The organism is Streptomyces sp. ITFR-6 (assembly GCF_031844725.1).
Taxonomy (GTDB): Bacteria; Actinomycetota; Actinomycetes; order Streptomycetales; family Streptomycetaceae; genus Streptomyces.
In genome coordinates, this window is the sequence record NZ_CP134612.1 from 7,402,668 (window position 1) to 7,424,691 (window position 22,024).

At 73.2% G+C, this 22,024-nt stretch carries 11 protein-coding genes; 4 read left to right on the forward strand and 7 right to left on the reverse strand.

Features of this window, described 5'->3' with window-relative positions; all coding sequences use genetic code 11:
* Window positions 1-4: 4 nt before the first annotated feature.
* From RLT59_RS33710 to RLT59_RS33730, 5 genes are read right to left on the reverse strand one after another with little or no spacing between them, the layout of a single operon-like run.
* Complete coding sequence (locus RLT59_RS33710) at window positions 5-3,955, reverse strand: non-ribosomal peptide synthetase (protein ID WP_311306891.1); 3,951 nt, start codon at window positions 3,953-3,955, stop codon at window positions 5-7.
* A complete protein-coding gene (locus tag RLT59_RS33715; RefSeq protein WP_311306892.1) occupies window positions 3,952-8,661 on the reverse strand; it encodes a non-ribosomal peptide synthetase in 4,710 nt (1,569 codons plus the stop codon). Before RLT59_RS33715 ends, RLT59_RS33710 begins: the two co-directional genes overlap by 4 nt.
* Complete coding sequence (locus RLT59_RS33720) at window positions 8,661-9,713, reverse strand: MupA/Atu3671 family FMN-dependent luciferase-like monooxygenase (protein ID WP_311306893.1); 1,053 nt, start codon at window positions 9,711-9,713, stop codon at window positions 8,661-8,663. The genes RLT59_RS33715 and RLT59_RS33720 overlap by 1 nt, the downstream gene beginning before the upstream one ends.
* Entirely contained in the window at window positions 9,698-13,213 is a 3,516-nt protein-coding gene (locus tag RLT59_RS33725; protein WP_311306894.1) for a non-ribosomal peptide synthetase, read from the reverse strand. Before RLT59_RS33725 ends, RLT59_RS33720 begins: the two co-directional genes overlap by 16 nt.
* Window positions 13,197-14,543, reverse strand: coding sequence for an MFS transporter (locus tag RLT59_RS33730; RefSeq protein WP_311306895.1), 1,347 nt, complete (start codon window positions 14,541-14,543; stop codon window positions 13,197-13,199). Before RLT59_RS33730 ends, RLT59_RS33725 begins: the two co-directional genes overlap by 17 nt.
* Before the next feature lie 321 nt (window positions 14,544-14,864).
* On the opposite strand from RLT59_RS33730, the gene RLT59_RS33735 reads away from it, so the two are divergent.
* Window positions 14,865-15,257: an ATP-grasp domain-containing protein gene (locus RLT59_RS33735; RefSeq protein WP_311306896.1), complete on the forward strand. Its 393-nt coding sequence runs from the start codon at window positions 14,865-14,867 to the stop codon at window positions 15,255-15,257.
* Window positions 15,258-15,626: 369 nt separating this feature from the next.
* On the forward strand, window positions 15,627-15,899 hold the full coding sequence (locus RLT59_RS33740; RefSeq protein ID WP_311306897.1) for a hypothetical protein: 273 nt from the start codon (window positions 15,627-15,629) through the stop codon (window positions 15,897-15,899).
* 121 nt (window positions 15,900-16,020) lie between these two features.
* Here the strand turns inward: RLT59_RS33740 and RLT59_RS33745 are convergent, their stop codons facing one another.
* Window positions 16,021-19,035, reverse strand: a complete 3,015-nt coding sequence (locus tag RLT59_RS33745; protein ID WP_311306898.1) for an AfsR/SARP family transcriptional regulator — start codon at window positions 19,033-19,035, stop codon at window positions 16,021-16,023.
* Between the two features lie 277 nt (window positions 19,036-19,312).
* On the opposite strand from RLT59_RS33745, the gene RLT59_RS33750 reads away from it, so the two are divergent.
* Both RLT59_RS33750 and RLT59_RS33755 read left to right on the forward strand, forming a co-directional pair.
* Entirely contained in the window at window positions 19,313-20,677 is a 1,365-nt protein-coding gene (locus tag RLT59_RS33750) for a helix-turn-helix domain-containing protein (protein ID WP_311306899.1), read from the forward strand.
* 78 nt (window positions 20,678-20,755) lie between these two features.
* Window positions 20,756-21,682: an ornithine carbamoyltransferase gene (locus RLT59_RS33755; RefSeq protein ID WP_311306900.1), complete on the forward strand. Its 927-nt coding sequence runs from the start codon at window positions 20,756-20,758 to the stop codon at window positions 21,680-21,682.
* Between the two features lie 90 nt (window positions 21,683-21,772).
* Here the strand turns inward: RLT59_RS33755 and RLT59_RS33760 are convergent, their stop codons facing one another.
* Window positions 21,773-21,985, reverse strand: coding sequence for an MbtH family protein (locus tag RLT59_RS33760; protein ID WP_311306901.1), 213 nt, complete (start codon window positions 21,983-21,985; stop codon window positions 21,773-21,775).
* Window positions 21,986-22,024: the final 39 nt, after the last annotated feature.

Here is a 22,024-nt window from a genome sequence, read left to right on the forward strand (position 1 = left end):
GGTTTCAGTCCCCTCGGAGGGCGGATTCGAGGACCGCGGCGATCTCGGCCGCCGGGCCCGGATTGAGTACGTCGCTGTGACCGCAGTCCAGTTCGTGGACGTCGAGCGAGGCGGTCACGCGCTGCCAGGCCGCGGTCTTCTCGGCCGTGCCCGGCCAGCTGTCGTGCGTCGCGGAGAAGAGCGTGAGCCCGCCCCCGTAGTCGGACGGCCGCCAGGTCCGTACGAGCGCGCTGTGGTGCGCCCCGATGTCGACCAAGGTGTGCAGAACGGCCTCGGAAAGGCCGTCGAAGGCTCCCTGGTGGGCGGTGGAGAACACCGTGGCCCGGTCCAGCGGCCCGTCCGGTACCGGTGCGCCGGGGGCGTGGGAGTGGAGCAGGATGCGCAGCATCTCGTCCTCGACGGCGGCGGGTTCCAGGGGCGTGTCGAGGATCTCCTCGGGCATCGGCATGGCGTCCACCACGGCGAGCATCCGCACATCCTCGCCGGCCCGGCGCAGCCGCACCGCCAGCTCGTGCGCGAGCGGTCCGCCGAAGGACCGGCCGAGGAGCAGGTACGGCCCCCGGGGCTGGAGTTCCCGGACGCGCGGCAGGTAGAGGTCCGCCATCGCGCCGATCGACGCCGGGAGCCCGTCGGCCCCGGTGAGCAGCGCCGGACTCTGGAGGGTGTGCACGGGGCGGGCCGGATCCAGGTGCGGCAGCAGGTTCGCGTACGACCAGCCGAGGCCGAGCCCCGGGTGCACGCAGATCAGCGGGGCGAGGTTCCCGCCGGCCCGCAGGGTGAGCACGGGCCCCAGGCTGTTGTGCTGCGGTTCTGACCCCTGCTTCCCGGTCACGGGACCGCTCCGGCCGGGGCGCAGCGCGATCCGCGGAGCCGGGCCCTTCCCGGCCGGCGGTGCGTCGAGCCGGGCGGCGAGAGCGGCCGGGGTGGGGGCGTCGAACAGGGCGGAGAGCGGGATGCGGACCCCGAGCACCGTCTCGATCTTCGACTTCAGCCGCAGCGCGGTCAGCGAATGGCCGCCCGCCAGGAAGAAGTCGGTGTCGGGCCCGACCGTCGGCAGGCCGAGCACCGTGCCGAACAGGGCGCACAGCTCGCGCTCGCGTGCGGTGCCCGGACTCCGTGGCGCCGCCGGCTGCCCGGCGGGCCCCGGCTCCGGGAGCGCGGCCCGGTCGGCCTTCCCGTGCCGGGTGAGCGGCACCTCGGCGATACGGGCCCACAGCGACGGCACCAGGTGCGCGGGCAGCTGCCGGGCGGCATGCTCCCGTGCCCGGTCCAGGAGGGCCTGCCACGGCTCGGCCGCGTCGTCCGGCACCAGCCAGGCGGCCAGCAGTTTGCCGCCCGCCGCGTCGGTCCGGGCACCGGCCACGGCCCGCGCCACGCCGGGGCAGCCGGTCAGCGCCGCCTCGACCTCGGCGGGCTCCACGCGGAAACCGCGCACCTTGACCTGGTCGTCGGCCCGGCCCGCGAACTCCAGCGCGCCGTCGGGCATCCGGCGGGCCAGGTCCCCGGTGCGGTACATCCGGCCGCCCGGCGGACCGTACGGATCGGCGACGAACCGCTCCGAGGTGGCCACCGGCCGTCCCAGGTAGCCGTGGGCCAGCCCGCTGCCGCCGAGGTACAGCTCACCGGTGGCGCCCGCCGGAACGGGGAGCAGCCGTTCGTCCAGGACATGCGCGCGGGTGTTGTCCAGGGGGCGCCCGATGGGGATGCCGCCCGGCTGACCGGCCGACTCCTCCGTGGCGGTGTGCGCGGTGGCGAACACCGTCGTCTCTGTGGGCCCGTATCCGTTGACGACGACGGTCCCCGGGCAGTGCTCGTGCAGACGGCGCACGGTGCCGGGCGCGAGGACGTCGCCGCCGGACCACACCTCGCGGAGTCCGGACAGCGCGTCCGGCGCGATCTCGGCGACGGTGCGCAGCAGTTCGGGCGTGAGCATCAGCGCGGTGACCCCCCGGTCGGGGACCACCCGCTTCAGCAGGTCGGGGGTGACCGCCTCCTCGGGGGCGACGACCACGGTCCCGCCGTTCAGGAGCGGGACCCACACCTCGTAGGTGGAGGCGTCGAAGGTGTACGGGTTGTGCAGCAGCACCCGGTGGTGGGCGCCGCCCGCGAACCGGCCGTCCGCGGCGAGTTCGGTGATGGCACGCTGCGGGACGACCACTCCCTTGGGCTCTCCCGTGGAGCCTGAGGTGTAGATGACGCAGGCGGCGGCGTCGGGGGAGGACTCCACCCCGTCGAAGGGCTCGGGGCCGGACTCCTCCGTGAGGTCCAGCACCGCCGTCCCCCCGGGCAGCCGGTTCGCGGCGGAGTCCGGCCGGTCGGTGAGGACGAGCGCGGGCTCCGCCGCCGTCAGGAGCCGGGCCAGCCGCTCCGCCGGGTGCGCCGGGTCGAGGGGGAGCCAGCAGGCGCCCGCCTTGAGGACCGCGAGCTGGGCGACGACCACGGCCGAGGAGCGGGCCAGCAGGAGGCCCACGGTCCGGCCCGGCGCGATCCCGGCCCGGACGAGCCGGCCCGCCAGCCGGTCGGAGGCCGCGGCCAGCCGGGCGTAGCTGAGGATCTCGCCGTCCGTGTCGACGGCCGGGGCGTCGGGCGTGCGGGCCGCCTGGGCGGCGAACCGTCCGACCACGGTGGCGGGCGCGGCGGGCGCCCGGGACGGGCCGTCGGCCAGGGCCAGCAGCTCGTGCCGCTCCGCCACGGGCAGGGCGTCGATCTCGTCCACGGGAGTCTGCGGGGAACGGGCCAGCCGCTCCAGCACGTGCGCCAGCCGGGCGGTGACCGCTGCCGCCGAGATGCCCCGGCGGCAGCTCACCGAGAGCAGCAGCCGGTCCTCCGCGACCGCCGCGATGGTGACCGGGTAGTGGGTCGCGTCCGTCACCTTCGCCAGGCGTACGGAGTCCGGGGCGTCCTCGCCGCCCTCGGCCCGGGGGAAGTTCTCGAAGGCGAGGATCGAGTCGAAGAGTTCACCGGCCCCCACCGCACGCTGCACCTCCGCGGCGCGGGCGTGGTGGTGGGCCAGCAGCCGCGACTGCTCGTCCTGGATCCGGCGCAGCAGTTCGTCCACCCGCTCGCCGTCCCGCAGTTGGACCCGCACCGGCAGGGTGTTGATGAACAGGCCCACCATGGATTCGACACCGGGCAGATCGTGCGGGCGCCCGGAGACGACCGCGCCGAAGACCAGGTCGCGGGAGCCCGTCAGCCTGGCCAGCACCAGGGCCCAGGAGACCTGCACCAGGGTGTTCAGGGTGACGCCCGCCGCGGCGGCCCGCCGGACCAGCATTCCGGTGAGGCCGGTGGTCAGCCACATCCGGTCACGGTCGGGTGCCGTGTCCGGACCGGTGGGGGCCAGCAGCGCGGGCCGTTCCAGGCCCTCCAGCGCCTCGCACCACGCGGCCTCCGCCCTGCCGCGGTCCTGGGCTCCCAGCCACACCAGGTAGTCCCGGTAGGGCACGGCGGGCGGCAGCGGACGGCCCGCCACCAGGGCCGCGAGGTCCCGTTCGACGACCGGCATCGACCAGCCGTCCAGGAGGATGTGGTGGAAGGACACGACGAGGTCGCCGCCGGAGTCGTCCCGCAGGAACGTGGCCCGCACCAGCGGCGGCCGCGCCAGGTCGAAGCGGAGCGCCGCGTCCTCGCGCAGCACCTCGTCGGCCCGCACGCCCACCTCGTCCGGGGCGAGGCCCGTCAGGTCCACCTCTGTCCACGGCACCGCGACCGCCTCCGGCACCACCTGGACCGGCCGGTCCAGGCGTTCGTGCCGGAAGCAGGAGCGCAGGTTGGGGTGCCGGTCCAGGAGCGCGGTGACCGCGTTCCGTACCGTGGGCGAGGCTGTCGCGGCACCGATCCGGAACCGGGCCTGCACCAGATAGGGGTCCGGGCCGGATGTCTCCCGGGCGGCGTGGAAGAGAAGGCCCTCCTGGAGCGGGGAGAGCGGCAGTACGTCCGCGATGCGCGCGTTCATCGTCGTTCCCCTTCTTCGTCGTTGTCCCCCGTGGGGCCGAAGCCGTCGAGGTCACCGAAGTCCATGTCCTGGGCGAGCAGTTCGAGCTGGTCCCCGGTGAGGTCGACGAGCGGGAAGTCGGAGGGGGTGTGGACGGCCGCGCCATCGGATCCGCCGTGGTCGGCGAGGACGCCGAGCGCCTCGGACCAGGCCCCGGCCAGGGCGCGCACCTCTTCCTGCGTGAACACCCCGGACGGGTAGGAGAAGCTCGCCTCCAGCAGGGGTTCGCCGTTCTCCTCGCGGGCCAGCACGTCCACCTCCAGGGTGTGCGCGAGCGGCACGGCGTCCGGCCCGAGATCGAGCAGCCGCCCGCCCGCCGCGTCGGTCGCGGTGAACCGGCCCAGATAGTTGAAGCGGACATCGGGTGCGGGCAGCGCGGCGAGCGCCGGGCCGGTCTCCGGGTGGAGGTAGCGGAGCAGCCCCCAGCCGAGCCCGCCGGACGGCACCGCCCGCAACTGCTCCTTGACGCACTTGAGCGCCTCGCCGGGCCGGCCGCCGGGCTCCACGGTGGCGGCGCCGAGGTCCAGCCGGACCGGGTACTGCGTGGTGAACCAGCCGACCGTGGCGGAGACGTCGACCTCGGTGGAGATCACCTCGCGCCCGTGCCCCTCCAGGTGGACGAGGAGAGCGGAGCCGGTGCCCCGGCGCCGGACGGCCGCTGCCGTGAGCGCGGTCAGCATCACCGCGTCGGGGCGGCAGTTGAAGGTGGCCGGCAGCGTGATGAGCACACTCCGGGTCAGCTCCGCGCCCAGTTCGAAGGTGAACGTCTCCCGGTGCCCGCCCGGCTTCCCGCCCTCGGTGAGGCGTGCCGCGGGGTCCGCCAGCTGCCTTTCCCACCAGGGGAGTTCATCGGTGCGCAGGCCGGCCTCCTGGGAGAGCAGCCGGGACCAGCGGGTGAACGAGGCGGTGGCGGGGGCGGATTCGTGACCGGGGCGCGGATCGAGGGCAGAGGCGAGTTCCTGGCCGAGCACCCGCCAGGAGAACCCGTCGACCGCCAGATGGTGCACGGTCAGGACCAGGGCGCCGGCCCGGCCGGGCCCGGGGTCCAGCCACAGCGCCCGCACCATCTCGCCGTCCTCCGGCCGCAGTGTGGCGGTGCGCGCCAGCTTCGTAGCGTGCGCGTGCAGATCGGTGTCCGCCGGCACGGCCAGCCGGACGGCCCGCGCCCCGGCGGGTGTCCCGGCGACGGGCACGTCGAACTCCCAGCCCGTGTCGTCGTCGCGCACCAGGCGCATCCGCAGCGCGGAGTGCCGCTCGGTGAGCGCGGTGACGGCCGCCTCGATCGCGGCCAGTCCGGTGCCGGGTGCCAGCGGGAACAGCATGGACTGGGTGAACGCCGAGGTGTCCCCGGCCTGTTCGCGCCACCAGTGCATCACCGGGGTGAGCGGCAGCCGCCCGGTCCCGGTGTCCTCCTCGGCCGGGCCCTCGCTGTCGGGGGTACGGGCCAGCACCGCCAGCCGGGCCGGGGTGCGCACGGTGAACACGTCGTGCGGTGAGAGCACCAGACCGGCCGCACGCGCCCGTGCGGCGAGCTGGATCGCCATGATGCTGTCGCCGCCGAGCCGGAAGAAGTCGTCGTCGGCACCGGCCTGTCCGACGTCCAGCAGCTCCGCGAAGAGCCCGCAGAGGATCTCCTCGCGCGCCGATCCGGGCAGCCGGACCGTGTCCCCGGTCCGCTCGGCCGGGGCCGGCAGCGCGGACCGGTCGAGCTTGCCGTGGGACGACAGCGGCAGCGCGTCCAGCACCACCACGGCGGCCGGGACCATGGCCGCGGGCAGCCGTTCGGCCGCGTGCAGGAGCAGCGCGTCCTCGTTGGTCTCCGCACCCCGCGCGGGCACCACGTACGCGACGAGCTGCGCGGTGCCCCGGTCGTGCCGTACGACGGCCACCGCCCGCTCCACGGTCGGGTGTTCCACCAGGGCGGCGGCGATCTCGCCCGGTTCGATCCGCAGCCCGCGCAGCTTCACCTGCTCGTCGCCGCGACCCCCGTAGTACGTGATCCCGCTGTCGTCGCGGTGGACCAGGTCGCCGGTGCGGTACATGCGGCCGCCGGGCGGGCCGTAGGGATCGGCGACGAACCGCTCTGCGGTGAGCGCGGCACGCCCGAGATAGCCGCGGGCCAGGGCGGCGCCCGCGAGGTAGAGCTCGCCGCCCGCCCCGGCCGGGACCGGCCGCAGCCGCTCGTCCAGGACGTAGGCGGTGGTGCCCGCCACCGGAGAACCGATGGGCGGCACCGCCGTGTCGGCGTCCAGCGGCCCGGAGACCGTGGCGACGACGGTGGACTCGGTGGGCCCGTAGGCGTTGTGGAAGCGCCGCCCCCCGACGGCCCAGCGCGCCACCAGGTCCGGCGGGCACGCCTCCGCGCCGACGACGAGCGCGCGCAGCCACGGGTGCGGACCGGCCGGCACCGTCGCGAGCACGGACGGCGGGACGAACGCGCAGGAGATCCGCCGCTCCGCCAGCACCGCCCCGAGATCCTCGCCCACCAGCGGCCCCGGCGGCGGCAGCACCAGGGTGCCGCCGGAGCCGAAGGCCAGGCACAGTTCTCCGACGGAGATGTCGAAGGTGGGCGGTCCCAGCTGGAGCACCCGGCTCCCCGCGCCGAGCGCGACGCCGTCCACCAGGCTCCTGGTGAGCGCGGCCACACCGGCATGGGTCACCAGCACGCCCTTCGGGGTGCCGGTGGAACCGGAGGTGTGGATGACATGGGCCACGTCGTGCGGTTCCGGACCGCCCGGCGGCAGCGGCGGACCGGCCCAGGCGTCCTCGTCGAGGACCAGCACCGGGACGTCCGGCACCGGGGGCACGGCACCCGGCTCGGTGATCAGGAGCACCGGCCCCGCCTCGTCGAGGACCCGGCGGACGCGCTCCGCCGGGTGGGCGGGGTCGACGGGCAGATACGCGGCCCCGGCGCGCTGGACGGCCAGCGCCGCCACCGGCCAGTCGCTGCCGCGCGGCAGGGCGAGCGCCACGGCCCGCCCGGGGCCGGCCCCGAGCCGGACCAGCCGGCCGGCCAGCCGGGCGACCCGGTCGTCCAGTTCTCCATAGCTCAGACCGCGCCCGGGGAACGGGTACTCGACGGCCGGCGCGTCCGGCGTCCTGGCCGCCCGCCGGCTCACCAGAGCGGGCAGCGACTCCGGGCCGGGAGCGGCGGATCCGGCGGAGGCGGCGAGCAGTTCACCGCGCATGGCCTCCGGCACCAGGTCGATGTCCCCGATCAGCGCCGAGGGCTCTGCGGTGATCCGCCGCAGCAACTCGACGTAGCACTCGGTCCAGCGGGCGACCGTCGCCGGGCTGAAGACATCGGTACGCAGACCGAAGCTGCCCTCCATGCCGTCGCCGCTGTCCTTCACCACACCGACGAGGTCGTGCTCGCCGCCCGTGTGGATGCGCTCGGGCTCCGCGAACTCCTTCAACACCGTGACGCTCGGCTGCTGCGTCAGGTGCATGAAGACCCACTGGTACAGCGGGGCCCGGCCCGCGCTGCGCTCGGGCGCGGCGGCCGACACGATCCGGCCGACGGGCACGTCCGCGTTGGCCATCAGATCCGGGAAGTCGGCGGCGAACCCGGCGAGCACATCGGTGAACGACCGGTCGGGGCGCACCTGCCAGCGGGTCGGCACGGCGTTCATGACGTACCCGATGACCTGGTCGAGTCCCTTGGCCGCCCGGTTGGCGATCGGGGTCCCGATCACCAGGTCCTCGGCGCCGCTGACCCGGTGCGCCAGGACCGCGAAGGCGGCCATCAGGACGACGTAGACGGAGGAGCCGCGCTCCCGCGCCAGGGCCCGGACGGCGGCGGTGGTCGCCGCGTCGATACGGAAGGGGACGTTCGCGATGCCGTCGCCCTCCGTGGTGGTGCCGGTACCGGCACCGGGCACGGTCAGCGGACCGGGCGGATCCGCGAGATAGCGGCGCCAGAAGTCGAGCCGGCTCCCGAAGACCCCGGCCTCCGTCAGCTCGCTCTGCCAGGACGAGAAGTCGGCGTACTGGATACGGGGCCGGGTCAGGGGCGGCTCGACACCGTCGCGCAGGGCGCCGTACGCCTGGGCGAACTCGTTCTGCAGCACATCGAACGACCACCAGTCACTGATGGTGTGGTGCAGGCTCAGCATCAGCGTGGAGCGCCGCTCGTCGACCCGGACGAACCTGGCCCGGATCAGCTTGTCCCGGCTGAGGTCGAACGGGCGGTTGCGGAACGCCTCGAAGGCCGCGTCGATCGTCCCGCCGGTGCCCCGCAGATCCTCCCGCTCCAGGTCGAACTCCCCGTCTTCGGGGAACTCGACGTGCAGTTCGCCCGCCGGGTCCGTGACGATCCGGGTCCGCAGGATGTCGTGGTGACGCTGGATCAGCGTCAGCGCCGCCGCCAGATGCGCCGGGTCCACCGGCCGCTCGAAGTGGTACGCGGCGCACAGGTTCAGCGCGGGGGTGCCCGGATACAGGGAGTCGTACACCCACAGGTCGTGCTGCGCCGGACTGAGCGGCACCCGGCGGGCCGGATCGCGCGGCGGAATGACGGCGGGTATCTCACGGGCCCGGCCCGCCTCCAGGAGGCGGCGCATCAGCCGGACCCGCTGCTCCCGGCCGAGCGCGCCGAACCGGTCGGCCATGGAAAGGGAAGGGGACGCGGCGCCCGGAACGGCGCGCGCGACGGTGGGGGCGCTCATCACAGGTTCTCTTTCAGTTCGGCCAGCCGGTGCAGCCCGGCCAGTACGTCGTCCCGTCCGATACCGAAGTCGATGAAGCAGGCGACCTCGTCGACGCCCAGCTCGGCCAGAGCGGCGAGCATCTTGGCGCAGTGCCCCGGGGAGCCGAGCAGACTGCCCCAGCTCAGATAGCGTTCGAAGGCGAAGTCCGCGAGCATCGCGGTCTGTTCCTCGGTGAGCCGCGCGGTTGTGGGGTCCGCCGCCCGGTTGGCCGCCGTCTGGCGGACGTACGAGGCGAGATACGTCTTCAGGGGCGCGCCCGCCATCCGGCGCACCTCCGCGTCGTCGGCGCCGACGAAGGTGTGGGCCATCAGCGTGACCCGGCCGTGCGCGTCGGTGCCGCGCTGCTCCGGGGCGGCCGCGCAGGCGGTGCGGTAGAGGGCGATCTTCTCGGCCAGCTCCTCCCGGCTCTGCCCGACGGTCGCGCCGAGCACCCCGGCGCGCAGTGCGCCGGCCGCCGACCAGGTCTCCGGGTTGCCGGACGTGGTGACCCACAGCGGCAGGGTGTCCTGGACGGGCCGGGGCTGGGGCGTCACGGAGACCGGGGTGCCGGTGCCGTCGGGGTACTCGGCGGATTCGCCGGCCCACAGTGCCCGCAGCCGGGGGATGGTCTCCAGGGCGGTCCGCCGCCGGTCCGCGTACTGCTCCGGAGCCAGTGTGAAGTCCTTGGAGTGCCAGCCGGTGGCCACGGAGAGCCCTACCCGGCCGTGCGAGAGGTTGTCCACGACGGCCCAGTCCTCCGCGACCCGCAGCGGGTGGTGGAGCGGAAGGACGACGCTGCCCGCGCGGATCCCGATCCGCTCCGTGGCGACGGCGAGCGCCGCACTGAGCACCGGCGGGCTGGGGAAGACCTGCCCCACCTGCTGGAAGTGGCGCTCGGGGGTCCAGACGGCGTGGAACCCGAGCCGGTCGGCCGTCCGGGCCACGGCGAGGATGTCCTCGTACGTCTCGGTGTGCCGGGCCTCGCCGGCGGTGGTGCTGTCCGCACCGAAGAACATCACACTGAGGTCCACTGCCGCTCCTCCTGCTTCCTGCTGGGCTGGGTCGGGGTTTCCGGACGGCGCGGCACCCGGGGGCGGCGCGGGATGGGGGCGGAGGCGGCCGGTCCGGGCAGGGCCGCGGCCCGTTCCAGCTCGGCCGCGAAGGCGGCGACGGTCGGGGCGGCGAACAGCTGGGCCACCGTCACCGGCCGGTCACCGGCCAGCCGGGCCACGACGCGTACCGCGCGCAGCGAGTTGCCGCCGAGCGCGAAGAAGTCGTCGTACGGGCCCGCGCTCGGCACACCGAGGACCTCGCACCACACGGCGGCGGTCTGCTGCTCCAGGGCGGTCATCGGACGATCGGCGGGGCTCGGCCGGCCGGTCGCGGCCGTGATCCGGTCGCCCTGCCCGGCCCGCCTCGGTGGCGGGGTCGCGACCAGCCGCGACAGCGGGGTACCGGGCTCCGCCGCGGCTGCCTCCAGGGTCTCGGGGAGGGCGCGGGCGAGCCACTGGACGAAGTCCGCCTCCAGCGCCTGGTCCCGGTACTCGAAGGCCAGGGTCAGCCCGTCCGGGGACCCGTCCGGTGCGGTGGAGTCCGTGACGTCCACGAGGAGTTCGAACCGGGCGGCGCCGGTGCGCACGACCTCGACGCCGTGCTCTGCGCCCGGCAGCGCCACCTCGGCCCGCGCGTTGTTCTGGAGCGCGAGGACCACGTCGGTGAACGGCTGACGGCCGGGGGAGCGCGGCGGGTTGAGGGCCCCGACGACGTCCTCGAACGGCACGTCCTGGTGGCTGAACGCGGCGAGGTCCGTCTCCCGTACCCGGGCGAGCAGCTCGCCCGCCGTGGGGTCGCCGGACAGATCGGTGCGCAGCACCAGCATGTTGACGAAGAATCCGACGACGTCCTCGACGCCGCCGTCCCCGGCCCGGCCGGCCACCGGTGCGCCGACCGCCAGGTCCTCGTCCGCACCGGCCCGTACGAGGACAGCGGCCAGCGCGGTGTGCAGGGCCATGAAGAGGGTGGCGCCCCGGGAGCGGGCCGACTCGACGATCCGGGCGTGGGCCGCCGCGTCCAGGCGGGCCACCATGACCCGCGCGTCAGGCCCCGGTACGGCGGGCCGGCCGGCGCGGCGCGGCAGCAGCGGCCCGCCGGCCGGCAGACCGTCCAGCTCCTTGCGCCAGTACCTGAGCTGGCGGGCGGCGAGCGCGTGCGGATCGGCCGGTGAGCCGAGCCGGCCGAGCTGGTCACGGGCGTGGACCGGGTACGGGACGGCGAGCGGCTCAAGTCCGCTGCCGGCACCGGAGACCCGGGCCGCGTAGGCGCGGGACAGATCGCGGAAGAGCGGGCGCAGGGACCAGCCGTCCCCGGCGATGTGATGGACCAGCACCAGGAGCGCGTGCTCGTCCCCGCGCTCCCGGGTGGTGAACAGGGTGGCCCGGAACGGGATTTCGGCCCCGAGGTCGAAGCGGCGGCGGGCCTCCCGCTCGATCTCCCGGTCCAGCGAGCCTGCGGAGACGCTCAGCTGACGCAAGGGCGGCCGCGCGGCCGCGCCGCTCAGGACCCGCCGTACGGGGGAGCCGTCGGCCTCCTCGAAGACGGTACGGAGCACTTCGTGCCGCTCCGCGACCTGCGCCAGGGCGTCGCCCAGCGCCGTCGCGTCGACCGGGCCCCTCAGCCGTACCAGCATCGGCAGGTTGTACGCGGCCCCCGCTCCGGTCCGGTCCAGGAACCACAGCCGGTGCTGGGCGTGCGAGACCGGGAGCCCACCGGGGGCGGGGCCGGCCGGGGCCTCGGGCGGCACCGGGGGAGCGGTGTCGACGAAGGGCGCGAGGAGCGCCGGGGTGGGTGCCTCGAACAGCCCCCGGATGTCGATCTCGGCGCCGAGCACGGTGCGGATCCGGCCCAGCAGCCGGGCGGCCAGCAGGGAGTGGCCGCCGAGGGCGAAGAAGTCGTCGTCCGGGCCGACCGCCTCCGAGTGCAGCACCTGGGCGAAGAGCTCGCACAGCGCGGCCACGTTTCTGTCCGCCGCCGGCCGGCCGGTCACGGCGGCCACGGCTGCGGGCTCCGGCAGCGCGGCCCGGTCCAGCTTTCCGCTGGGCGTCAGCGGCAGCGCGTCCAGCACCACGAACGCCGCAGGCACCAGGTACTCGGCCAGCGTCTCGCGGGCGTAGGTGCGCAACTCCGCTTCCCGGAAGGCCTGCCGGCCGCCGCCGCTCGGGACGACATACGCGGTCAGCTGCCGGTCACCGGCCGGGTGCTCATGGGCGACGACCGCCGCCCGGTCGACGCCGGGGTGCCGGGCCAGCACGCTCTCCACCTCGCCCGGCTCCACCCGGAAGCCCCGGATCTTCACCTGGCTGTCGGCCCGGCCCAGATATTCGAGGACCCCGTCGGCACGCCGCCGGCCGAGGTCACCGGTGCGGTAGAGGCGCTCGCCGGACGGAGCCGCGACGAAGCGCTCGGCGGTCAGCGCGGGCCGGCCCCGGTACTCACGGGCGAGGCCCGCGCCGGCCGCGTAGAGCTCACCGGCCGCCCCGTCCGGTACCTGCCGCAGGTCCTCGTCGAGGACGTACAGCCGCTTTCCCGCGAGCGGGCGGCCGATCGGCACCGGTCCGTCGTCCAGCCCGTCGCGGGTCACCGGGTGGACGGTCAGGAAGACCATGCACTCGACGGGACCGTAGCCGTTGCTCAGCCGCAGTTCCGGGCTGCGCTCCAGGGCGCGGGCCGCGTGCGGCGCGGACAGCGCCTCGCCGCCCACCACGAGCTCCCGCACCTCGTCCAGCAGGTGCGGGTACTCGTCGACGACGACGTTGAACAGGGACGCCGAGAGGTACATCGAGGTGATGCCGTGCTCCGCGACGAGCCGCGCCATCAGGAGGGGCTCCGGCCGCCCGGCGGGATGCAGCACGCAGGTCCCGCCGTTCATCAGCGGACCCCACAGCTCCAGGGCGAACGCGTCCCAGGACAGCGGCGCGCACTGGAGCCAGACGGCGCCGGGGCCGAAGGAGGCGAAGTCCTGTCCGGTGAGCGTGGCGGTGAGCGCGTGGTGCGGTGCGGCGATGCCCTTGGGCCGCCCGGTCGATCCGGACGTGAACATCACGCACGCGATGTCGTCCGGCCGGACCTGGACCGTGCCGTGCGGCAGCGGCCGCGCCCCGGCGGCGTCCTCGATGTCCACCCGCGCGGCGCCGAGCCCGTCGAACGCGGTGCCCCTGGCCGAGACGACCAGGGCCGTACGGGCGTCCTCGGCCATCACCCGCAGCCGTTCGGCGGGGAAGCCCGGGTCCAGCAGCACATAGCCGGCCCCGGCCTTGAGGATGCCGAGCACCGCCACGACGAGCGAGGCGGAACGGTCCAGGTACACCCCGACCGTATCGCCGGGGCGGACGCCTCTCGTGGTCAGCAGACCGGCCAGCCGGTCCGCCCGTGCGTCGAGTTCGGCGTACCCGATCCGCTCGTCGCCGTGGATCAGCGCGGTCGCGCCGGGGGTCAGGGCCGACTGCTCCTCGAACAGTTCATGCGCGCACCTCATCGCGTTCACCTCCCTGGTGGTCGCTCTGCTCGACCGGGTCCAGCGGAGCGTCGAGATCGGGCAGCAGGGTGTCGATGTCCCTGATCGAACGGCTGGCGAGTCCCCACAGGGCGACCCCGGTCCCGCCGATGCCGGCCAGGAACAACATGGCCGCCATGCCGCTGCCCGGAGAGTCACCGACGAGCGGGCCGAGCACGGTGAAGAGACCGGATCCCTGGGCGGCCTGCGGTTCGAAGACGTGGTCGGCCAGCGGTCCGGAGACCGCCATGGCCAGCGGGACGGAGATCTGCGACAGGAACATCACCGCGCCGAAGACCCGGCCCTGCCACTCGTGGGGGACCTTGGTCTGCACGATCGTCTGCATCGAGGCGTTGACCACGTTCATGAGCAGGGCGCCGACCAGGATGGTCAGACACCAGCCGGTCACACCGCCCACCAGTCCCATCGCCACCAGGCCGGAGAGGCACATGCCGACGACGCCGAGCATCATGCCCCGGCCCCGGTTCGCCGGGCCGCCCCAGGCCGCCATGAGGAGGGCGCCGGCCACTCCGCCGACGCCCACCGAGGTGTTCACCGCGGCGAGCGCGCCGTTCCCGGCCCGGAGCAGCACCATCGGCGAGATGAGCGCGAACCCGAAGACCATGACCAGGTTGACGACACAGAAGTTGATGATCAGGTCGCGCAGGCTGGGCACCCGGAACAGATAGCGCAGCCCCTCGACGGAGTCGGCGGTGATCCGCCGCCGAGGCGCGCCGGGCGTGGTCGTCACCCGGTCACCGACGAAGCGCACGATCCGGACGCCGATGAGGGCGAACGTGTAGCTCGCCGCGTCGAGCAGGAGCGTCGGGCCGATCCCGAAGAGCGCGAGCATCAGACCGCCCAGCGCCGGGCCGCCGATCCCGGCAGCGCTCTTCGCCCCGGCCAGCAGGCCGTTGGTGCGGTCCAGTTGGTCCTTGCGGACCAGCAGCGGAACGGCGGAGGACAGCGCCGGGAACTGGAAGGCGGCACAGACCCCGAGGAGCACCGAGGCCGGATAGACCTGCCAGGCCTGGAACGCGCCGATGTAGTGGAGCAGGGCCAGTGAGCCCACGACGAGAAGCCCGCCGGCGTCGGCTATCTGCAGCGCGGCGCGCTTGGATATCCGGTCGACGATTGCGCCCGCAATGGGACTGAAAATGGCCTGCGGCAGCATGGCGCACAGCGAAAGAATGGTGACGGCGGTCGCCCGCTCACCGGACGACCACACCTCGACGATGAAGGCGAACCGCACCGCCGCGCTGCCCGCCAGGGAAACCGCCTGACCGGACCAGACGAGGAGAAAGGGCCCCATTCCCGAGAATCGACCGGGAATGTCCGTTGATATCCGGGCGCCCATCAGGAGTCGGGCCCGTCGTGCACCGGCGTCCGGCGCCATGTGCCGCCGCCGTCGAATAATTTGGTTACCACGCCTCTGTCTCCCGGATATCGCATCCCCTGCGGATCACCACGGATCCCTGTCTGATCGGAACGGGGTCATCATGCGGCCACCGATTACCGCTGCGTTCCCTTGGCGAACGAGGGAACGGGAAGGAAGCGGGAACGGAACGGGAGGGAACCGGGAGTCCGGACGGCGAGGGTGGCCGGGAAGCTGTCTGCAGTAAGGAGTACTCAAGTGAAGGACCCCAGGGATCGCTCCCCCGACGGGACGGAGCTGCGCCAGGCCTTCCAGGACCTGTCCACCGTGGAACGGTGGGCCGAGCACGTCGCGTCCGGCGTCCATTCCCACCCGTACACCATGCCGGAGTCCCTGGAGGGCCCCCAGCTCAGCGTCGAGACCAGAACCGAGGACGGCATGCACACGGTGGCGGGGATCGAGACGTGGCCGCCCGGGGGTGACGGCGGAGCGGCCGTCCTGGACGAGACGGAGCGCGCGGTGCTCCGCTCCCTCGTGAGATCGCTGCTCGACCTGGCCGGCCACGAGTCGGGAACCGCCCGCACCCGCGTGGTGCTCACGCCGGTCGGCCCCCGCGTCGCCGCCTGCCAACTGGAGCCGGACCGGGCCTAGAGCCTGTCTTCGAACTGCCGTCTGCCGGGCGACGCCATGCACGCACTCTCGCCGCACCGGCCCCAGACCCCGGTACGTCCAGTACAGGGGCCTGGGGCCGGCACGCCGAGAAATGGGGTCTCCCCTGCTCGAACGAAGCCGAGAGCTTGGGGAAGCACCTGACGCCGCCCGGCCGCCCTTCGGGCAACGACGGCAATTTGAAGACAGACCCTAGCCCCGCCGTCCGCAGGCGATTCCTGCCCCGTTCCTGCGGCAGTTCCGGGGGCGGTATCGGGGCAGGAACGGACCGGGAACGCCGGTCAGCAACATCAGTGGTGTCGGGAAGCGGAACACCGCAAAAACCCACAAACACCACTTAGGGGCGGGACCATGGGACACAAGCTTGCTGGGCTCTTCGGGATCATCGCGGCGACGCTGGCCTTCGGTATCGGCGTGACCGCCGAAGCGGGACAGACGCACAGCCCCCGGAGTACTCAGCAGGTCGTGGCCGACGACAAGGGCCCCACGGTGATCGGCACCCACACACTCGCCGACGACAAGGGCCCCACCGTCATCGTCGCCACCCCGAACGACGACAAGGGCCCCACGTCCGTCACCGACACGACCAACGACGACAAGGGCCCGACGTCCCCCGCGATCTGAATCCCGCATCTCGACAAGCGCGCCCCGCACCGGAGTCACGGTGCGGGGCGCGGTGCTGTCCGGGAGTTGATCGTCCGCGTCGATCGTCACGCGTCGTGCGACACCCGTCGTGCGTCGGCCGTCAGCCGCGGCGGTGTTCCGCCGGCACACCCAGGGCGGCGAAGAGCTTCTCGGCCTCGGCCCGGTACTGGACCGCGTCCGGCGTGTCACCGAGGGCGTCGGCCATGCCCGAGAGAGCGTACGCCTCCTCGATGCGGTAGCTGAGGGACGAGGAGAGGCCATGGGCGTGGGTGTGCAGTGCGAGCGCCGCCGCCGTGTCGCCCTGGCGCCGGCGCAGCCGCCCCACCATGTTCTCGACCTTCGCCCGGCGCAGGGGGGAGGAGTTCGTCCGCATCATGCCCAACGCCCGCTCCGCCTGGTCCGGTTCCCGGGGAGGCCGGCCCAGCAGATCGTCCACATCGGCGGACAGCGCCAGGGTGAGTGCGAGGTTCACCTCGTTGCCGGCGTCCCCGTAGAGCGCGCGGGCCTCCGCCAGGCAGCGGTCCGCCTCCTCGTAGGCACCCAGGCCGACGTGGGCGAAGGCGAGATCGGTGATGGCGCCGGGCAGACCCTCGTGCTGCCCCAGCTGCCGGCTCAGTTCGGCCGACCGCTGGGCCGCGTCCCGCGCCTCCTCGTACCGCCCCCACTGTTCGTACAGCGTGCTCAGGATGGTCAGGCTCTCGGCCTCGGCGCGCGGCATGTCCAGGTCCCGTTCGTGCCCGATCGCCGTCTCCATGTGGCCGAGGGCCTCGGAGAAGTCACCGAGCAGGCTGTTGAACTGGCCGAGGATGCTCTCGCTGTGGGCCTGGGTGTGCAGATCGCCGAGCTGGATCGCCACGTCCCTGCTCTTCCTGGCGGCTTCGAGCCCCTCGGTGAGACGGCCCAGTTTCCAGCAGGCGACACCGAGGTTGGAGAGGCTCACCCCCAGCAGCGCCAGATCCTGGAGCCGTCCGGCGGCGGCGACCGCGACCCGGCTCAGTTCACCGAACTCCTCCAGGAGGCCGAGGTCGTTGAGCTGGAAGACGAGATTGCGGGACAGGCACACCACATAGCGGTCGTGGCCCTTGCGCTCCGCCAGCGTCACGGCCGCGAGGAGCGCGGTCTGCTCGCGCAGGAACCATGTGCGCGCCCGCTGGGCCGTGCTGAGGTCGGGCATTTCGGCCGTGGAGGGCGGGATACCGGTGCTGCGGCGGCGCCGCCCCGAGTAGAGGAGGTCGCACGCCTCCTCCGTGGCGGTGAGATAGTAGCACAGCAGTCGCTCCACCGCGTCCGAGCTCTCCGCGGGCTCGGCGGACTCGACGAGCAGGCTCTGCGCGAAGCTGCGGACCAGATCGTGGAAGGTGTAGAGGCCGATCTCCGGCTGCTGTACGAGATGGACGTCGAGCAGCATCTCCAGCAGATCCTCGGCGTCCCGTGCGCCCGTACCGAGCAGCGCACCGGCTGCGTGGATGTCCATGTCGCTGCCCGGGTGCAGGGCCAGCGTCGAGAACGCGTTCCGGCACTCCTCGTCCAGGGCCTGGTAGGACAGGCGCAGGGTGGCGGAGACGCTGCGGGCGCCGGAGCTGAGCTCGTCGAGTCTTCGGGTCTCGTCGCGCAGCCGCTCGGCCAGGTACTGAAGGGTCCAGCGCGGGCGGTTGCGCAGCCGGGCGGTGGCGATCCGCAGGGCGAGGGGCAAGTGGCCGCAGAGCCGGGCGAGTTCGGCGGCGGCCTCCGGCTCCGCGGCGACCCGCTGGGCACCGAGGGTCTCGGCCACCAGCATCGCGCTGTCCTGGGGCGGCATCACGCCGATGGAGATCCACCGCGCGCCGTCCAGATCGACCAGCCGGGCCCGGCTGGTGACCATGATCAGGCTGCCGGAGGAGGCGGGCAGCAGCGGCCGCACGGTAGCGGCGTCCGCCGCGTTGTCGAAGAGGATCAGCAGCCGCTTGCCGATCAGGGTGGCCCGCCACAGAGCGGTGCGGGCGGGTACGTCGTCGGGTATGAGGTTGCCCGGCACGCCGAGCGCCCGCAGCAGGGTGTCGAGGGCCATGCCCGCGGTCACCGGCTGGTCGCCGGGCGTGTACCCGCGCAGGTCTATGTGGAGCTGGCCGTCCGGGTACTGCGGTGCGAGCCGGTGCGCCGCCCGCACCGCGAGCGAGGTCTTGCCGCAGCCGCCCATGCCGTCGATGGCCACGATCTGCGGGCCCTGCCCGCCACCGTCCTCCGCGGCACGCTGGATCTCAGCCAGTTCCCGGTCCCGCCCGGTGAAGTCGGAGAGGTCGTACGGGAGGGTGCTGGGCGGTTCCGCGGGCAGGGCCACCGGTGCGACCGGGGCGGCCGCCGGGCCGGGGCCCGCCAGCTCGGGGCTCTCCCGCAGGATTCCCTCGTACAGCTTGGTCAGATTGGGGCCGGGGTCGATGCCCAGTTCCTCGACGAGGAGTTCGCGCACCCTGCCGTACTCGTCGAGGGCCTCCGCCTGCCGCCCGGACCGGTACAGGGCGATCATCAACTGCCCGCGCAGGGACTCGCGCAAGGGGTGCTGCTGGACCAGCTCGCGGAGTTCGACGACGAGTTCGGCCGCCTCACCGAGACCCAGGTGGAGTTCGAAGAGCTGTTCCGCGGCGGTCAGCCGGCGCTCCTCGATGGAGGTCGACGCGGCCTCGATGACCGGGCCGCCGCCGCCGGACAGAACGGGCCCCCGCCACAGGGCGAGAGCGCCGCGCAATATCTCCGCGGCTTCGGCCGCGCGGCCCTCGGAGGCCGTCTGCTTCGCTTTCCGTATCAGTAGGCCAAATTCGGCCAGGTCGATTTCGCATTGCTCGTCCGCGACGCGGTAGCCGGGCCCATCGGTGAGCAGGACGTCGGCGCCGCCGGGTATCCGCCTGCGGAGATCCGCGACCGCCTTGCGTACTTGGTGCGGTGCCGTCGGCGGTGGTTCTTCGTCCCAGGCCGCCTCGACCAGACGCGAAACCGGAAGCACCTTTCCGGGCTCCAGAAGCAGCGTGGCCAGAACTCGCTCCTGGATGACTCCCCCCAGCCGGAGCCGCGTCCCGTTCGACCACCCCTCGATCGGGCCAAGAATGTTGAAGCGCAGCCGAACCTCTTCCGCTGTTGACACGCATCCTCCCGTCAGCTCTGCCCACCCGCAGCTCTACCCAGGCGCGAAGTGATCGTAGCCCCTCGGTGAAGGAAGTCGCGGTACCGCACCGGGAAGACTTCGGGAATGGCTCGATGGACGCTGTTCATCGACGGCGGACCTTCGCTGTCACGGAGAGTACGGAGCGTGAGCGGGCCGGAATGATCCCGATCCGGGGGGGGGCGCGTTCCGGAAAGTCCTTGGAGGCCGGACAGCCGGCTATTGCCTTTCTGATCGTGTGGAGACCGAGGAGACAATGATGAATTCCCAGCCTGCACACGGGCTTGACGTTCTTCTGCAGAATGCGCGCAGACGGGCGGGGCTCACTCAGGAACAGCTCGCCGGGCTTTCCACCGTGAGCGTCCGGGCCATTCGGGACCTGGAACTGGGGAGGGTTCAGCACCCGCGCAGGGAAACGCTGAAGCTTCTCGCCAACGCCATGAGACTGAGTGACACCCGACGTGTCGAGCTCGAACTCGCCGTCGACGCGAAGGCGGTGGGCCGCGTCTTCCAGGACAGTTACGGGGCGGATCTCGCCACACCACCCCCGGCGCTGCGCCCACTGGTGGGGCGGCGCCCCGAACTGGAGGCACTCACCGCCCGGTTGAGTACGGATCACGAGCGGCTGCTGACACTGGTGGGCCTGCCGGGAGTGGGAAAGTCCCGGCTCGCCCAGGAAGCCGCGTCCGTCATTCACGCCAGGGACCGGGTTCCGGTCCTGTGGGTGAGTCTGGACGACCCGGCAGAGACCTCGGAAATTGGCGACGGCAGCCCGCAGTCGACCGTGGCCGGCTGGGTGCGCGCACTCGTCCGCGACGGCGGGGAATTCGAGGAGCTCGCCACGCTCATAGGGTCCAAGGAGACCCTGATCGTGCTGGACGGTCACGATGCGTCACCGAATGTCACCCCTCGGCTGCTGAATCTGCTGCGCGCCTGCGAGCGCCTGAAAATACTCACCACCTCCGACCGGCCGGTGCAACTGCCCGGCGGACGGCTGCTGCCACTGGCCCCGCTCGCGGTGCCGTCCGCCGCGGAATCGGCCGGCGAGGTGGCCGGTGACACGCTCGTCACGGACGTGCCGGCCGTCGAGCTGACGCTCTCCCATGTCAGCTACGCGCGGCCCGACTTCCTCCCGACGGACACCGTCGTCACCACCGTCGCCCACATCTGCCGGGCGCTGGACGGGATGCCGCAGGCACTGGAGGGCGCGGCGTCCTGGCTGCTCCTCTACTCGCCCCAGCAACTCCTGGACATCGCCCGCACCACTCCACTGGTGCTGCTCGACGGCGTCACCCCGTCCGATCCCGCCGCCGGTCCCACCCTGAGCGAACGGCTCACCGCCGCCGTGACCGGGCTTCCCCCGCAGGCAGCCGCTCTGCTGCGCACACTGGCGAGCCTGGAGGACCCGTGGACGGTGGACGGCGCCGCCCGCGCCTGCGGAACCCCGCTGGCCGGGACCGCCCGTGACGTACATGCCCTGCTGGTCCGCGGCCTGATCCGCAGACTGCCCGCCACGGCGGGCGACCCGGTCGGCTTCACGGTGCTCAACCTGGTCCGTGCGGTGCTGACGGCACAGGACCGGGAGCAGGCGCCCGCCGCTCTCGTCTCCGCCTCGGCCGAATGAGCCGGGCGGCACCGGCCGCCCGGCTCATTCGGCCCTTCGTCCCACCCCGCTCCCGCCCTCACGAAAGGCACCTCACCCATGCGCAACCTGATCTCGCTCGCCGACCTCACGCCCGCCGAGCTGGACCAGCTGGTCCAGCGCGCCGTCTCGTTCGGCCGCGACGGCATCGTGCCGAAGCCGCTGGCCGGACGCCAGGTCGGCCTCTACTTCCGCAAGTCCTCCACCCGGACCCGGACGTCCTTCTGGAGCGGGGCGACCCGGCTCGGCGCCGACGTGATCACCTTCGGCCCGAGCGAACTCCAGCTCACCACCGGCGAGACGGTCGAGGACACCGCCCGGGTGCTCGGGCAGTACCTCGACGCCCTCGTCGTCCGCACCAACGGGGACGTGGAGGAGATCCGGCGGCTCGGCAGCAGTGAGGACCTGGCCGTCGTCAACGCCCTGAGCCTGGACGAGCACCCGACCCAGGCGATCGCCGACCTCGCCACGCTCACCGAACGGTTCGGCTCGCTCGACGGCCTGCACCTGCTCGCCGTCGGCGAGGGCAACAGCTCCGGCGCCGCCCTCGCGCTCGCCGCCGCGCTCACCCCCGGTCTGCGCCTCACCCTGCTGTGCCCGCGGGGATACGAGGTGCCCAAGGAGACCCTGGACCTGGCGGCCGAACTCAGCGGCGGCAAGGCCCTGGTGGACCAGGTCGTGACGCCCGAAGAGGTGCGGGGCCCGGTGGACGCGGTGTACACCAGCCGCTGGCAGACCATGGGTGTGACGAAGGAGAACCCCGACTGGCTCCGCGACTTCGACGGCTTCCAGATCAACGCCGGCTTCCTGGCGCGCTTCGGCGGCCCGGACACCGTCTTCCTGCACGACCTGCCCGCGGTCCGGGGCGAGGAGGTCACCGACGAGGTGCTCGACGGCCCGGCGAGCCTGGCCTGGCGCCAGGCCCACCACAAGATGACCGCCGCCGCCGCGGTCCTGGAGTGGTGCGTCACCGGCTCCCTGGGCTGACCGTCCATTCGTATCCCGTACGGAAAGGGCGGGTGCGAGACGCGTACAGCGTCTCGCACCCGCCCTTTCCGTACGGGAGTGGCGACCGGATCAGCCACCCATCGCCGCGATGACCGAACGCGGCCGCATATCGGTCCAGTTCGCCTCGATGTATTCGCCGCACTCCTGCTTGCCGGCCTCGCCCTTCACCAGTTCCCAGCCCGCCGGCTGCTGGATCCGGGCCGGCCACAGCGAATACTGCCCCTCCTCGTTGGCCAGCACCACATAACGGCCCTGAGCGTCCTCGAACGGGTTGGTTGCCATGATTTTTCACCTCGGGTCATTGGAATATCGGGTCTGACG

Coding starts and splice junctions, on each gene's coding strand:
- RLT59_RS33725 (WP_311306894.1), bottom strand. CDS start 13,213: ATGAGGTGCGCGCATGAACTGTTCGAGGAGCAGTCGGCCCTGACCCCC.
- RLT59_RS33760 (WP_311306901.1), bottom strand. CDS start 21,985: ATGGCAACCAACCCGTTCGAGGACGCTCAGGGCCGTTATGTGGTGCTG.
- RLT59_RS33750 (WP_311306899.1), top strand. CDS start 19,313: ATGAATTCCCAGCCTGCACACGGGCTTGACGTTCTTCTGCAGAATGCG.
- RLT59_RS33730 (WP_311306895.1), bottom strand. CDS start 14,543: ATGGGGCCCTTTCTCCTCGTCTGGTCCGGTCAGGCGGTTTCCCTGGCG.
- RLT59_RS33740 (WP_311306897.1), top strand. CDS start 15,627: ATGGGACACAAGCTTGCTGGGCTCTTCGGGATCATCGCGGCGACGCTG.
- RLT59_RS33715 (WP_311306892.1), bottom strand. CDS start 8,661: ATGAGCGCCCCCACCGTCGCGCGCGCCGTTCCGGGCGCCGCGTCCCCT.
- RLT59_RS33755 (WP_311306900.1), top strand. CDS start 20,756: ATGCGCAACCTGATCTCGCTCGCCGACCTCACGCCCGCCGAGCTGGAC.
- RLT59_RS33710 (WP_311306891.1), bottom strand. CDS start 3,955: ATGAACGCGCGCATCGCGGACGTACTGCCGCTCTCCCCGCTCCAGGAG.